Here is a 14,082-nt window from a genome sequence, read left to right on the forward strand (position 1 = left end):
CCGTTTATGTTTCTTCTCTTAGCTCTGGAGCATCCAGGCCAGGTAGTAAAATATTATTCATTGGTGCATCAGGTGGTACGCCCAAGATACGCAGGCTGCCTGCCATAATTTCTTGGAAAATGGGCGCTGAAACCCAGCCGCCGTAATATCGATTACCCACTGTGGATGGCTCATCTACCAAAACCGCCACAATCAGCCTCGGGTTGGATACCGGTGCAAAGCCAATAAACGATACTTCGTACTTTTCTCTTGAATACTGGCCATTCACAATCTTGCGTGCCGTACCCGTTTTACCGCCCACTCTAAAACCAACAATCTGTGCCTTGGTGGCCGTACCACCAGGCTGAGTCACGGCTTCCAACATGTTTTTAACTAAATCAGCGGTTTTGCTAGAAATCACCTGCTTACCTGGGCTAGGCGCGATCATCTTAGTAAAGGTGATCGGCTTCATCTCGCCGCTATTGGTAAATACGGTGTATCCCCGCGCCATTTGCATCAGGCTCACCGAAAGACCGTGCCCAAAAGACATCGTGGCTTGCTCAATTGGCCGCCATGTTTTCCAAGGCCTGACGCGCCCAAATGCTTCTCCTGGAAAACCACTATGGGTTGATGCACCAAAACCGTAGTTATTAAAGTAGGTCCATAAATCTTCACGCCCCATCATCAGGCCTACCTTGGCGGCTCCTACATTACTGGAGTGCTTTAAAATGCCTTCAGGATTGAGTGCCCCATAGTTGCGAGTGTCTTTAAATGTGTTAGGCCCAATAGTCATAGAGCCGGTTGTCATTACCACGCTATTTGGCTTAATCACACCCTGCTCTAAGCCCGCTGCAATAATAAAAGGCTTCATGGTTGAGCCAGGCTCGTAAGTATCGGTAACCACGCGATTGCGCTTCTTGCCTAAATCAACCCGTTCACGGCTATTGGGGTTGTAAGAGGGCAGATTAGCCAGCGCCAATACTTCCCCAGTTTTTGCATCCAGTACCACCGCTGCACCTGCAACTGCACTGGCGGCTTCAATGCCTTTTTTAAGCTCCCGATACGCCAGATATTGAATCTTGCGATCGATGGATAATTGCAATGTTTCGCCGTCTTTGGCGGGAACAATGGTTGATACGTCTTCGACGATATAACCACGCCGATCACGAATCACGGTGCGGCTGCCTGATTTACCTGCCAGCATCGCCTCACGGGTGAGCTCAAAACCTTCTTGCCCTTTGCCATCGATATCGGTGGTGCCCACAATTTGTGCCATCACATCGCCAGCTGGGTAGTAGCGGCGGTATTCGGTTTGCGTATAGACGCCTGGTACATTCAGTGCCATCACCGTTTTGGCGTCATTGGGTGACATATGCCGGATTAGCCACAGAAAATCAGGCTTAACGCTTTCACCTTTGGCATTTTTACGTGAATAACTTAGCTTTTTAGTAATGTCTTCAACGGGCAGTTGTAATGCGGCGGCCAGTTTTTTAATTTCACTTTTTGAAACAGGAACAGGGTCTTTCTCAGATTTAGGCTCCCAATCAGCCGCTCGCTCTTGGCCATCTGGCAAGAGTGTCATGCTGCGTGGGCTGGCCCAAATCGATTGCACTGGCGTAGAGATTGCGAGTGGCTCGCCATTTCTATCGGTAATCATTCCACGATTGGCTGCTTGCCTTAGGTTGCGCATATAACGTGCGTCACCTTGCTCTTGCAAAAAGCCTTCGTTCCAAGCTTGCAAATACAGGCCACGGCCTAGCAAAATTGCAAATAAGCTGAGCAAAAAGCCCACTACAAACCACACCCGCCAGCGTTCTAGTTTTGGCGGCTGCGCAAATCGTTGTTGGCGTGGCTGCGATGCCACACGTTTAGGTCGGGCTAATTTCATTCCGACACCGGTTTAGCAACGTGCTCGCCGTGCGGTAAAATCACTTGCGTGCGGTTAGGGCCTGGAACTTGCATATTTAATTTTTGTGTCGCTTCAGTTTCAATACGTGAATGCATGGCCCAAGTGCTTTGTTCAAGCTGCAATTGCCCCCATTCCACGTCTAATTTACGGCTTAATACCGCTTCTTTTTGTAGCTCGCCATAAAAGCGGCGGGCCTTGTGTTGGCTGGTAATGAGAGCCAAAGCGCACACAATTAAAATTGCGAGCAAAAAAAGGTTTAAACGGGTCACAGCGCAATATCCGTCCGCTCAGCCGTACGCAAAATAGCGCTGCGCGCGCGCGGGTTATCGCTGACTTCTTTGTCGCTGGCACGGATCGGCTTACCTATGATTTTGACCGGTGGCTCGGCAATATCGGCGGCACGCACGGGTAGGCGCGATGGCAGCTTGTCGCCTTGTGCTGCGTCTTGCAAAAAGCGTTTAACGATGCGGTCTTCCAATGAATGAAAAGCAATCACTGAGAAACGTCCGCCAGTATTGAGCAGCTGCAAGGCTTGCGGCAGGGTTAGCGCAAGCTCCTCAAGTTCGCGATTGATGTAAATCCGTATAGCTTGGAAGGTACGTGTCGCCGGGTTCTGACCCGGCTCGCGACTCTTGACGGCTGTTGCAACAATCTCGGAAAGTTGCCCAGTGGTGAGAATCTGTTTTCCCGCTCGACTTGCAACAATCGCTGCTGCAACCTGTTTAGCAAACCGCTCTTCGCCATAGTCTTTTACTACCTCTGCAATTTCTTTCTCATCGGCTAAGTTCAGCCATTCGGCCGCCGTAGTGCCACGCGTAGTGTCCATGCGCATATCGAGCGGTGCGTCAAAACGAAAACTAAAACCTCGGCTTGCATCATCTAACTGCGGTGATGACACGCCTAAATCCATCAGTACGCCGTCTACTGCATCAATCCCACGCAGGTTTAATTCTTTTTGTAGATTTACAAAGCCTTCGTGAACGATGGTAAAGCGCGGGTCTGTAATGGTTGCTGCCTCGGCAATCGCCATTAAATCTTTATCAAAAGCAATCAAACGGCCTTCAGGGCCCAGTTTGGATAAAATAAGGCGCGAATGGCCACCGCGACCAAAAGTGCAGTCAACGTAAGTGCCATTTGGCTTGATAGCCAGTGCGTGCACCGCTTCTTCTAATAAAACGGTGGTGTGGATAAGCGTCAAAGCACAAAGTCCTGCATAGGGGTGTTGAAAATCTGTTTGAGGCCATTTAAATAGCCATCTATCGCTATCTCATCAAAGAAGACCCTGATGTGAATAAGCGTCAAAACACAAAGTCCTGCATAGCGTTGCTGAGAGCCTTATGGCCTCTGATACATCTCTTTGTCAAAGCACAATGCCTTGCATTTGGTTCGCCAAATCGTCTGGATTGATCTCCATAACAGCCTGGATTTGGGCCGCCCAACGGGCTTCATCCCATAGCTCAAATTTATTACCCATGCCCACAAGGGCTACTTCCTTATCTAAGCCAGCCAATTGGCGTAAACGAGGGGGAATTAAAATGCGCCCAGCGCTATCCGGTTCAATCTCTTCGGCATGGCCAACGATAAAACGGCGAATAGGCATCTGAGCGCCAGAAAGACGATTAAGCTGGTCACGTACTGGTAACCAATCAGGTTCTGGGTAAAGCAGCAAGCAGCCGGATGGTTCGGCAGTAATCACCAAACGATTAGCGCAGTGTGTCCCGAGCACGTCACGATGCCTGGCAGGGATTGCCAATCGTCCTTTGCTATCGAGATTTACTGAGGCTACGCCGCCAAACATGTATATTTATCCGTTTTGTAAGGATTAAAACAACACTTTTACCCACTTTTACCCACTACTTCCCACTATAGAGTAAAAAAAAAGAGCGCACAAGCGCCCGTTTTTTAATTGTTCTTTTGATACAATCACTTAGCGATAAAATACCCGATGTGCATTTTTCACTTGTTTTATCTTTTATAAGCAAGAGTTAAAGTTAAATACTTAAAGTAAAGCTTTAACATTTATATGCAATAGTGTGTATTTTTCACGCAATAATAATCATTACGAGTTATGACAGAAAAATTATTAAATATCTGTTTGTTAGGCTTGCTGGTCTATGCGCTTTGGAAGCGGATTAGCCCGTCAATGCGCACAGAAATAGACCGCAGCATGCGAATTGCCGCCATTGTTTTACTACTTGGGGCTGCTATTGCCTTGTTTTTGCACATGTATTAAGCGGGCAATGCGGGGTGACTTTCGCTACATAGAGAGAGCATCGAGTATTATTTATGGGCATCACTGTCAGCCATGGTGCTTCTATCCGACTAAAAGATTTTAGGAGAACAGCATGCTCATTCGTCCTGCGGATCATATTTTAAGTTCTGAAATCACCCCTGAAGCGCTTTGGCTAAACCGCCGCCAACTGATGACCGGTGCGGCGGCCTTGGGCTTGGCGGCGGCTTTGCCAGCGCAAGCGGCGGGTGAGCTGGTTTATCGGGCTAGCCCTCTTTCGGTTAAAGACGATAAAAACAGCTTTGAGCAAATCACTCAATACAATAATTTCTATGAGTTTGGTACGGGTAAGGATGATCCCGCCCAAACTGCGGGCAAGCTAAAAACACGGCCATGGAATATCGTGATTGAAGGTGAGTGTGATAAGCCTCACACTTTTTCGATGGATGAGCTTTTAAAAGTAGCGCCGTTGGAAGAGCGAATTTACCGCTTGCGCTGTGTAGAGGGCTGGTCGATGGTGATTCCATGGGTGGGTTTCCCACTTTCGGAGTTACTTAAGAGGGTGAGCCCCACTTCTAAAGCTAAATATGTTGAGTTTATCTCGCTAGCGGATAAAGAGCAGATGCCAGGCGTGCAACGATCTGTGTTGGATTGGCCTTATACCGAAGGCTTGCGGATGGATGAAGCGATGCATCCATTAACCATTATGGCGGTGGGCTTATATGGCAAAGTATTGCCCAATCAAAATGGCGCGCCAATTCGCGTGGTGGTGCCGTGGAAATATGGCTTTAAAAGCGCTAAGTCCATTGTAAAAATCCGCTTGACTGAAAAACAACCACAAACCTCATGGAATAAAGCGGGGCCAAATGAATATGGCTTTTATTCCAATGTAAACCCAGAAGTAGACCACCCACGCTGGAGCCAAGCCACCGAGCGGCGAATTGGCGAATTCTTTAAACGCAAAACTTTAATGTTTAATGGCTACGGCGACCAAGTAGCGGGAATGTACAAGGGAATGGATTTGAAGAAGTTGTTTTGAAAGGTTAAAAATTTAAACCCAAATCTTGAACCACGGAGGAAAAGGAGAACACGGAGAGCCACGGAGAAGAACTGAAATGCAGTACAACCTCCTTTTCTGGTTTTCCTCCGTGTAACTCCGTGTCCTCTGTGATCTCTGTGGTTCAATATCTGGGTTTTATGTTTTATTCCAACATATGAAGGCATAAAAAAACGGAGCCGTTGGCTCCGTTTTTTTATGCTGGCAACAATGCCTGCTTCATTTTGCTGAGGGCTTTGGCCTCGATCTGGCGGATGCGCTCTGCTGAGACATTAAATTCTGCAGCTAAGTCATGCAGTGTTAAGGACGAGCCTTCGTCGGCCAGCCAGCGTGTTTCTACAATCCGGCGGCTGCGCTCGTCTAAGCTGGCCAGTGCCATTTGCAGGCCGCTTGTATGCAGCTTATCGGTAGCGCGGCGGGCGAGAGTGGCGTCTGGTGCGCTGTCGTGATCGGCAAGCCAATCAATGGGCGCGTAGCCTTCGTCATCGTTATCGTCCGAGATCAGCGAGATATCTTGGCCGCTCATCCGCGTTTCCATTTCTAGCACTTCTTCGCGTTTTACCCCTAAATCATCAGCGATTTTTTGCGCTTCTGAGGTAGTGAGTGCGGCAAAGCCTGGCTTCATGGAGCGCAGATTAAAGAATAATTTGCGTTGAGCCTTGGTGGTGGCAACCCGCACCAAGCGCCAGTTACGCAGCACATATTCGTGGATTTCAGCTTTAATCCAATGCACGGCAAAGGAAAACAAGCGTACGCCACGGCCTGGTTCAAAACGTTTTACGGCTTTCATTAAGCCGATATTGCCTTCCTGGATAAGATCTGCCTGTGGCAGGCCATAGCCAGAATAGCCGCGCGCAATCGATACTACGACCCGCAGGTGGGACATTACCAACTGCTTGGCTGCCTCCAGATCATTCTCCTGGCGAAAGCGCTCAGCAAGGCTAATTTCCTCTTCCTGTGAGAGCATAGGCACCGTATTTACACGCTGGATATAACTCTCGATGCTGTCGCCGCCAGATAGAACGGGAAGTGTAAGTGCAGCTGCCATGTTTAAATCTCTCCTTGCAAAAACACTCGTTGATTCTAGCACTCGTATCGTGAGAGTGCCAAAATATGACGAAGTTCATTTATTCAGTCAGTTGATTCAATCACATTATGGGGCGGTGAGGCACGGCAATTTTTCCTATCTGGACCATAGCGTAAATTAATAGCCCAGTGCTGTGCCTTGTATTTTTTTAGGTAAATTGCCGCAAATGTCGCCATACCGCAAGCCATGCTCCGATAAAAGTAAGCAGGGTGCATAGGCCACATACTATGACGACTGTACTAAAGTCTGGTGACAATAAGCTAAATTTTTGCCCATACGCGTTGGCTAAATCAAGCACGGCAGGGTTGAGGTGCGACAAAATACCCGCCACGATGGCGCAAGCAAACAAGCCGCCGAGTAAACCTTGCACCATGGCAAAGTAGATAAATGGTCGACGGATAAAGGCATCCGTTGCACCAATCAGCCGCGCAACCTCAATTTCTTCCTTGCGCGTCAAGATTTGCATACGAATGGCGTTGCCGGTAATCAGCGTCAGGGCCGTGGCCAGCAAAACCGCAATCACTTCAAATAGCGTTTGGCCTAAGGCGAGTAGCCTTTCTAAACGATGCGCCCACGCCGAATCAAGCTGAACTTCGTCCACGCCAGGCCGGCTTAGTAAGTCTTTTTGCAAGGCTTCTAGGTTAGCGGCTTGGCCCTCTTTGCTGCTTAAAATAAAAGCATCGGGGAGTGGGTTTTCGCTTAAGCCCGCTAATAAATTGGCGGCACCAGAGGATGCCTGCATTTCTTTGAGTGCTTCGTCCTTGGCGATAAACCGGCTGCTGGCGATGCGCGGGTCTTTTTTTAGCTGCTCGGCGAGCGTGCTCAGGTCTTCTTTAGTGGCGGAATCGCGCATAAAGATCGAAATTTGCGGCTCAATATGAATTTGGCTCACTACGCTAGAAACGCTGTTAATAAGCAGCCAAAGCGCTAAAGGCAACGCGGCGGTGATACCAATCACCAGCAGATTAAGCGCGCTTGAAAAAGGATGGCGAACTAATGCGCCTAAGGTGCGGGCCAGTGATTGGCCATGAAGTCTTAACCAGTGTTTCATATCGCCTCAGGCAGAAAATTGACCGTTTTTCAAACGTAAAATCCGGCGGCCATAATCTGCCATCAGGGTTTCATCGTGTGCGGAGATCACAATGGTGACACCCACTTGGTGAAAGGATTTAAACAGCTCCAAAATATCATGGGCGTAATCTCTATCCAAATTAGCGGTTGGCTCATCGGCCAGTAAAATGGCGGGGCGATGCACCACGGCACGGGCGATGCATAATCGCTGCTGCTCGCCGCCCGATAGCGAAACGGGATTGAGCTTTTCCTTGCCGGTGAGGCCTACTTTATCGAGCGCGGCCAAAACGCGGCGGCGGCCTTCTTTATGATTAAAGCCAATAATGTCGAGCGGCAGGCTGACGTTATCTAATACTGTGCGATCAAACAGGATTTTATGGTCTTGAAAAATCAGCCCTAAATGGCGGCGGATATAGGGCAGGGAGCTGCGGTTCATCTTCGCCATATTTTGGCCATTGACGTTCACCACGCCACCACTGGGCTTTTCTATTCCTGCAATCAGCTTTAATAGCGTCGATTTACCTGCACCGGAATGGCCAGCTAAAAACACCAGCTCGCCGCTTGGAATCTCAAAGCTTAAATTCTTTACGGCATCAAAGCCGCCAGGATAGCGTTTACTGACTTGCTGGAACTGGATCATAAGAGGCCCTATTTCTCTGTAACGGCACGGCATGCCTTTACATATGTTTGATATCTACCGCTTTTAGATGCTTCACCAGCACCTTGTTTTGGTACTGATTACCGCCAAACTCGAAATATGTTACACCATGCTGAACAAAACCTTGGTGTGCATAAAAGGTAATGGCGCGGGTATTGTTGCTATTTACGCTGAGCCAATAGGCCTGCTGATTGAGATTACGTTCTACATAGGCCAAGAGCTGCTTGCCTATGCCTTGGCCGGTAAAGGCTTCTTGGACATAAAAAGTTTTCAGCTCGGCGCTGGGCAAATCTGTATTGCTAGCGGCCAAATCAAGCATGGCGTAGGCGATAAGGTGGCCCTTATTCTCCGCAATCAGCAGGCGATACTGTGGATTGTTGATCCGTGCGGCGAATTTTTCGGTGGTAAATTCACTCAGCACATAGGCTGAAATATCATGCCGAACTCCATCCGTGGCATAGGTATGTAGCCAAACTTGGATCGCCAGCGCGGCTAAGTTTTGTGCATCAGCAAGGCTGGCGGTGCGAAAGGAGATGTGTTGATGCATCAAAACCGCCATTTGTAGGGGGCACGGCATGCCGTGCCCTATATCTGGGAGCCTCGAAAAACCCATCTGGTCTCATAATATTGCGTTGCGCTTTAAAAAAATCTCCTTACATATCAAACATATGCAGCGTCGGTTTTTTTAAAACGCGCCTTGTCTTATTTAGAAATATAGGTTTTTCGAGGCCCCCATCTATCTAATCAAACAGTGCGTCTACATAGTCTTTGGCAATAAATGGGCGTAGATCGTCAATGCTTTCGCCAACGCCAACAAAGCGCAGTGGAATAGGGCGTTGTTTGGCAATGGCGGCGATAATGCCGCCCTTGGCCGTGCCGTCTAGCTTGGTGAGGATTAAGCCAGTGAGGCCCAGCGCATCGTCAAAGGATTTCACTTGGCTAAGCGCGTTCTGGCCGTTATTAGCATCTAGTACCAGCATGATTTCATGCGGGCCAGTAGGATCGGCTTTTTGTACCACGCGTTTTACTTTTTTGATTTCTTCCATCAAATGCAGCTGTGTTGGCAGGCGGCCTGCGGTATCCACAATCACCACATCAATGCCGCGCGCCTTGGCGGCATTTACCGCATCAAAAGCCACCGCAGCAGAATCACCGCCATCTTGGGCAATCACCTGCACGCCATTACGCTCGCCCCAGACCACCAGCTGCTCACGCGCGGCAGCGCGGAAAGTATCGCCAGCGGCCAGTAATACGCTCAGGCCTTGGCCTTGGAAATACTTGGCTAACTTGCCGATGCTGGTGGTTTTACCTGCACCATTTACACCCGCTACCATCAAAATAAAGGGCTTATGGGTGCTAATATCCAGCGGCTTTTGTAGTGGGCTGATTAAATCGGTGAGGGAGCTTTGTAATGCGCCTTTCAGCTCACTACCATTTTTAAGCCCAGCAAGGCTTACACGGTTTCGTACATCATCTAATAAATGTTGTGTTGCATCGACACCCATATCGGCGGTGAGCAGCACTGATTCCAGCTCTTCATACAGATCTTCATCAATCTGGCCGCCACCAAATAGGCCCGCCAAGCTTTTGCCCAGACGATCACGGGTTTTAGCTAGGCCCGCTTTTAGGCGCTCAGACCAAGAAAGTTTGGCTTGTGGCTGAGCAGCCTCAATAATGGCCGCAGGAGCAGGAGCAGGAGCAGGAGCAGGAGCAGGAGCAGGAGCAGGAGCAGGAGCAGGAGCAGGAGCAGCAACAGCAACAGCAACAGCAACGGCTTCAGGCTCTACGCTCTGAAGGGGGGCTGTGGCGGGCTCTGCTATCGCTGTTTCAATGGCGATGGTTTCATGCTGCTGAATAGGGGCTGCAATGGGGGCGGGAAGCGAGTCAGTTACAACTTCCGCCGTTTGATTGATAGGTGCCGTGTCGATTTGAACAGGCTCTGCCACCAGTGGTGTTTCTGGTGTAACCGGTGCAACCGGCTTTTTTTTGCGAAAAAAACTGAACATGAGTTTGCGGGGATTCCGAAAGATGGCGGAAAATGCGGGCAGCCTGCCGAAAAAAGTCTGTTTTCTGCGAAAAACCACTCAGTGGCTTAGCGTATTAACAGGCTGCTGGGCTATTTAATTACAGATTGCTAGGATTTTAACATGGCCGCACAGTTCAAAAACCAGGTTCGTATTATTGGCGGTGACTATAAACGCCGTTTATTGAAGTTTCCTGACGCAGAAGGCCTACGCCCTACGCCGGATCGGGTGCGTGAAACGTTATTTAATTGGCTAGGCCAAGAGTGTACCAATCTGACTTGCTTAGATTTATTCTCTGGTAGCGGCGCACTGGGTTTTGAGGCCGCATCAAGGAATGCCAAGCGTGTAGTGATGGTAGAGCGGGATAAAAACGTGGCTGCTAGCCTAAAAGATAATCAAAATTTGCTTGGGGCTAGCAATATTGAGGTGATTTGGGGCGATGCGCTGCGCTTTTTAGATAGTACGGCGGAGCGGTTTGACGTGGTGTTTTTAGACCCACCCTTTGCATCAGATTTTTTAGCGCAAGTATTACCAAAACTCCCCCGAGTGCTCAATGCTGGCGCAGTGATCTACGCAGAAACTGCTAACTGGCCGGATAGAGAAGGCTGGGAGATCGTTAAAGAGGGCAAAGCTGGGCAGGTGAAATACGCCTTGTTGAAGCAAAGCTTAACGGTGTAAGCGGGTGAGATTCGTGGATTTTTTGCTAGCTAAATACTTAAATCTGCGGGTTTTACTCATGAGCAGCTTATAAGAAGCCATCCATAAAACAGCATCATTTAACGGCTGTTTTTCTCTGTGATCTAAGATCTGGCTTGCTTAATTTTAGCGAGCCAAGCTTAGGTGAGTTCTGATTTATTCAATTTCGTCATTCTTGTGTAGGCGGGAATCCAGTATTTACGCTGGATCGCCGATAAAACATTCGGGGATGACGATTTAATCAGCGTTCTCTTGGCTATTTTCACTTTGTTGTTTTATCAGCAGCTGAGTAAAAGCGTCGGCATTCATGGGGCGGTAGCAATAATAGCCTTGGATTAAATTGCAGCCTAATTTAGAAAGATATTCGGCTTGGGCTTGGGTTTCTACTCCCTCGGCAATAAGCTTTAATCCTAGATTACTAGCGATATCGATAATGGAGCGGACAATTGCTGCAGAATGCAAGTTGTCTGGTAGAGCCTGTACAAAAGATTGGTCTATTTTTAAATAATCAATGGGATAGTTTTGTAAATAAGCCAAATTGGAATAGCCGGTTCCAAAGTCGTCTAGGGCTAGGCTAAAGCCATTGCTATGCAATTGATTAAGTAAACCGGATTGCCCATTGCCCATTAATAAACTTTCTGTGAGTTCTAGCTCAACTAATTCGGCAGGTATTTTGTGATAAGTTAAAATGGCCGCAATTTCATCGGGTAACTGGGGTTTGAATTGTAAGGCGGATAAATTAACCGCCAGCCTGCCTAACGAAAGCCCCGCTTTTTTCCATTCAGCAATTTGGCTAATTGCCTCATTGAGTACCCAGCTCCCAATGGCAACAATCAAGCCTGTTTCTTCGGCAAAAGGGATAAAATTAGAAGGGGGAATCATACCTTTCTGTGGATGTTTCCAGCGAATTAAAGCCTCTGCGCCCATGATTTTTTTGCTAGGGAAGTCAACCTGTGGTTGAAAATAAAGCTCAAATTGATTTAAGTCTAGTGCGTGATGTAGCTCTGCTTCTAGTTTGATTTTATCTAAGGAGCTACGATTCATTTCTGTGGAATAAAATAAATAGTTTTGATTGTTTTGTTTGGCGCGATGCATGGCCACGGTGGCATTGTTGATCAGTGTTTCTGCATCATATCCATCATCTGGATAAATAGTAATGCCAATATGGCTAAGTAAAACAATTTCTTGATTCTTTAGATAAAATGGTGCGGCAGTAGATTGTAAAATTCTGCGGGCTACTAGAATAGCGTCTTCTCTTTGCTCTATTTCAAATAAGGCAATATAAAATTCATCGCCACTGAAGCGGGATACCACGTCCTCTTCACGCAGGGCAAGGCGGATGCGTTTTGCTAATTCAGCGAGTAAAACATCTGCTGAGGCGTGACCAAATGAATCATTAATATTTTTGAAGCCATTAATATTAAAGCATAATAATGAGCCATGTTTTTGTTTGCGTTTTGCCTCTGATAATGATTGGGCAAGTAAAGAAAATAGCATGGCACGGTTGGGTAGGCTGGTGAGCGTATCGTAATACGCCAGCTGATGGATTTTAGCTTCGGTTTGGCGTTTTTCTGTGTGGTCAGAAAACACCGCAAAGTAATGGCTGACGGTGCCATGATTTGTTTGTACTGCGCTAATGGTTAGCCATGCAGGGAAGGCTTCTCCATTGGCACGTTTATCCCATATTTCGCCTTCCCAATGCCCCATTGATTTAAGCGTGGATTCAATGGCTTTAGAGGTGTATTTATCTTTGCTATTTAAAAAGCTAGGCATTGTGCCTTGCACTTCTTGCATACTGCGGCCGGTAATTTTTAAATAAGCATTGTTTACACTCACAATAAGGCGATTATGATCGGTAATTACAATCGCTTCACGCGCATATTCAAAAATTCGGGTATAGAGCCGGCTGCGTTCTTCATTGGCCAGTTGGCTGCTGATATCACGTACATAAGCAATGAGCCGTGTGGGTAGGCCTACTTTATTGCGCACCAAGGTGAGGTGTAGATGCGCCCAGAAATTACTACCATCTTTTCGCCGCCGTTTGACATCCATTTCGGCATGACCATTGGCGATGACTTCATTAAAGCAGTCTTCTTCCCCTTGGCTTTCTACATCGGCATATAAAAGTAGAATATGTTTGCCTAAAACTTCATCTGCCAGATAGCCAAATAATAGCTCGGCACCACGATTCCAGCCGGTGATATAGCTTTCCAAATCCATGGTAATGATCGACGCTTCAAGCGCCGCATAGATGCCGGATTCGCTATCAAGCTCGTTATTCATGTGGCAGATGCCAATAGTTTTCTAACCCATTGGCAGGCGTTGATTTCAGATTGCATCCACGTACTTGATTGGGTATCGCTGAGCAAATTGCTGAGTGCTGCTTCATCACCGGCCTCCATTGCGGCAAGTGCTTTGATCGCATTACCAAGCGGCCCTTCCCCAGCCAGTAGGCCTGCACGCAGCTCGGGGCTGAGTGGGAGCGGGTCAAGAATCTCGTTTAAGGTTTGGCCAAATAGGCGATCGAGCAGGGAGAGCATGCCTGCCAGAAAGGCCACATCGGGTTTGATATTGGCTAGGGCGCTGCTACCCGCCCAGTTTTCTAGCCGTTTAGCACGCAGTGCGGCTAAAAGCAGCAGTGGGGGCGTGCCGCTGTCTGCGCCAAATTGCTCAGCGTAAAGTAAAAGCTGCAGCCAGCGCTGCAATTGCCGCCTACCTAAGATGGCGATGGCTTGGCGCAGGCTTTCTGCATGGGTGCTGCCGCCTACGGCTACAGAGTTAACCAATCTTAACAAGCTAAACACCAGCTGAGGTGCTTTGGCGATCACGGCCTCGATAGCGGGGGTATCGGCATCGCTGACAATTAATCCAAGTAGCTCTAATAAAACCGGCTTGCTGGGGTTTGGGCGACCATCGGGTTTTTGTGGCGCTAATAGCCAAGTGCCGGTTAACCAAACCTTAGGCGGGAGTTGGCTAGGCAGTGTTTGAATGCCTGCGATTAGCCCAGGGTCTTCGCTGGGGGCGGTGAGTAGCCTACGTGCTGTTTGGGGAAAAGGCAGAGCAAGCTCATTATTATTGAGCAATATCACAAAGGGATGCGGTTCGGCTAAATCAGCAGGAAACAAGCCATCGCAGCTTTCCCATAAGCAAGGTAGATTTGCTAGGATAGATTCAGCAAAAAGTGGGGCAAGGGTGGCCAGTTGGGCGGGCTCTGCATGCAGCCTTAGGGCAATCCACTCGCGATCAGTATTCCAAACGGGTTCAAGTAACATGATGAGCAGCGCAGCAAAATGACTCTTCACCCTAGCTCTGTCAGTAGCTATGGGCAAGGAGTCATTGCTTTGTCAGGCTATTAATGGGTTTGGGGGTAA

14 protein-coding genes are annotated in these 14,082 nt (G+C 48.3%); 3 read left to right on the plus strand and 11 right to left on the minus strand.

Translation table 11 applies throughout. The features are described 5' to 3' along the window. Positions 1 to 4 precede the first annotated feature (4 nt). The 4 genes from R6242_RS00070 to mraZ all read right to left on the minus strand — a co-directional run bounded on the left by R6242_RS00070 (position 5) and on the right by mraZ (position 3,686). Complete coding sequence (locus R6242_RS00070; RefSeq protein ID WP_318422438.1) at positions 5 to 1,867, minus strand: penicillin-binding protein 2; 1,863 nt, start codon at positions 1,865 to 1,867, stop codon at positions 5 to 7. Beyond that, positions 1,864 to 2,157 (minus strand): cell division protein FtsL, encoded by a 294-nt coding sequence (gene ftsL, locus R6242_RS00075; RefSeq protein ID WP_293936519.1) that lies wholly within the window; start codon positions 2,155 to 2,157, stop codon positions 1,864 to 1,866. Before ftsL ends, R6242_RS00070 begins: the two co-directional genes overlap by 4 nt. Further along, positions 2,154 to 3,086 carry a 16S rRNA (cytosine(1402)-N(4))-methyltransferase RsmH gene (rsmH, locus tag R6242_RS00080; protein ID WP_293936517.1) on the minus strand — a complete coding sequence of 311 codons (933 nt, stop codon included), beginning with the start codon at positions 3,084 to 3,086 and terminating at the stop codon, positions 2,154 to 2,156. The genes ftsL and rsmH overlap by 4 nt, the downstream gene beginning before the upstream one ends. Positions 3,087 to 3,248: 162 nt before the next feature. Next, positions 3,249 to 3,686, minus strand: coding sequence for a division/cell wall cluster transcriptional repressor MraZ (gene mraZ, locus R6242_RS00085; protein WP_293936515.1), 438 nt, complete (start codon positions 3,684 to 3,686; stop codon positions 3,249 to 3,251). Positions 3,687 to 3,956: 270 nt separating this feature from the next. Between mraZ and R6242_RS00090 the strand changes: the two genes are divergently transcribed. Both R6242_RS00090 and msrP read left to right on the plus strand, forming a co-directional pair. Further along, positions 3,957 to 4,121: a protein MIGRI gene (locus R6242_RS00090; protein WP_318422443.1), complete on the plus strand. Its 165-nt coding sequence runs from the start codon at positions 3,957 to 3,959 to the stop codon at positions 4,119 to 4,121. Between the two features lie 112 nt (positions 4,122 to 4,233). Further along, positions 4,234 to 5,157, plus strand: coding sequence for a protein-methionine-sulfoxide reductase catalytic subunit MsrP (gene msrP / locus R6242_RS00095; protein ID WP_318422447.1), 924 nt, complete (start codon positions 4,234 to 4,236; stop codon positions 5,155 to 5,157). 214 nt (positions 5,158 to 5,371) lie between these two features. On the opposite strand, the gene rpoH is transcribed toward msrP, so the two are convergent. The 5 genes from rpoH to ftsY form a co-directional block, all read right to left on the minus strand. Further along, the gene (rpoH, locus tag R6242_RS00100) at positions 5,372 to 6,223 is read right to left on the minus strand and encodes an RNA polymerase sigma factor RpoH (protein ID WP_293936510.1); all 852 of its coding nucleotides are present in this window, start codon (positions 6,221 to 6,223) and stop codon (positions 5,372 to 5,374) included. Between the two features lie 187 nt (positions 6,224 to 6,410). Continuing rightward, positions 6,411 to 7,313, minus strand: a complete 903-nt coding sequence (gene ftsX / locus R6242_RS00105) for a permease-like cell division protein FtsX (RefSeq protein ID WP_318422450.1) — start codon at positions 7,311 to 7,313, stop codon at positions 6,411 to 6,413. A gap of 6 nt (positions 7,314 to 7,319) precedes the next feature. Beyond that, on the minus strand, positions 7,320 to 7,973 hold the full coding sequence (ftsE, locus tag R6242_RS00110) for a cell division ATP-binding protein FtsE (protein WP_318422453.1): 654 nt from the start codon (positions 7,971 to 7,973) through the stop codon (positions 7,320 to 7,322). Positions 7,974 to 8,010: 37 nt separating this feature from the next. Beyond that, on the minus strand, positions 8,011 to 8,538 hold the full coding sequence (locus R6242_RS00115) for a GNAT family N-acetyltransferase (RefSeq protein ID WP_318422455.1): 528 nt from the start codon (positions 8,536 to 8,538) through the stop codon (positions 8,011 to 8,013). Between the two features lie 193 nt (positions 8,539 to 8,731). Beyond that, positions 8,732 to 9,997 (minus strand): signal recognition particle-docking protein FtsY, encoded by a 1,266-nt coding sequence (gene ftsY, locus R6242_RS00120; protein ID WP_318422457.1) that lies wholly within the window; start codon positions 9,995 to 9,997, stop codon positions 8,732 to 8,734. 141 nt (positions 9,998 to 10,138) lie between these two features. On the opposite strand from ftsY, the gene rsmD reads away from it, so the two are divergent. Further along, positions 10,139 to 10,693, plus strand: a complete 555-nt coding sequence (rsmD, locus tag R6242_RS00125; protein ID WP_318422460.1) for a 16S rRNA (guanine(966)-N(2))-methyltransferase RsmD — start codon at positions 10,139 to 10,141, stop codon at positions 10,691 to 10,693. A 255-nt stretch (positions 10,694 to 10,948) separates the two neighbouring features. Here rsmD and R6242_RS00130 read toward each other — a convergent pair whose 3' ends face one another. Both R6242_RS00130 and R6242_RS00135 read right to left on the minus strand, forming a co-directional pair. Continuing rightward, entirely contained in the window at positions 10,949 to 12,994 is a 2,046-nt protein-coding gene (locus R6242_RS00130; protein WP_318422462.1) for a putative bifunctional diguanylate cyclase/phosphodiesterase, read from the minus strand. Further along, on the minus strand, positions 12,991 to 14,013 hold the full coding sequence (locus tag R6242_RS00135; RefSeq protein ID WP_318422465.1) for an HDOD domain-containing protein: 1,023 nt from the start codon (positions 14,011 to 14,013) through the stop codon (positions 12,991 to 12,993). The genes R6242_RS00130 and R6242_RS00135 overlap by 4 nt, the downstream gene beginning before the upstream one ends. Between the last annotated feature and the right edge of the window lie 69 nt (positions 14,014 to 14,082).

The sequence above is a fragment of the Iodobacter sp. CM08 genome (genome assembly GCF_033446605.1).
Classification (GTDB): domain Bacteria; phylum Pseudomonadota; class Gammaproteobacteria; order Burkholderiales; family Chitinibacteraceae; genus Iodobacter.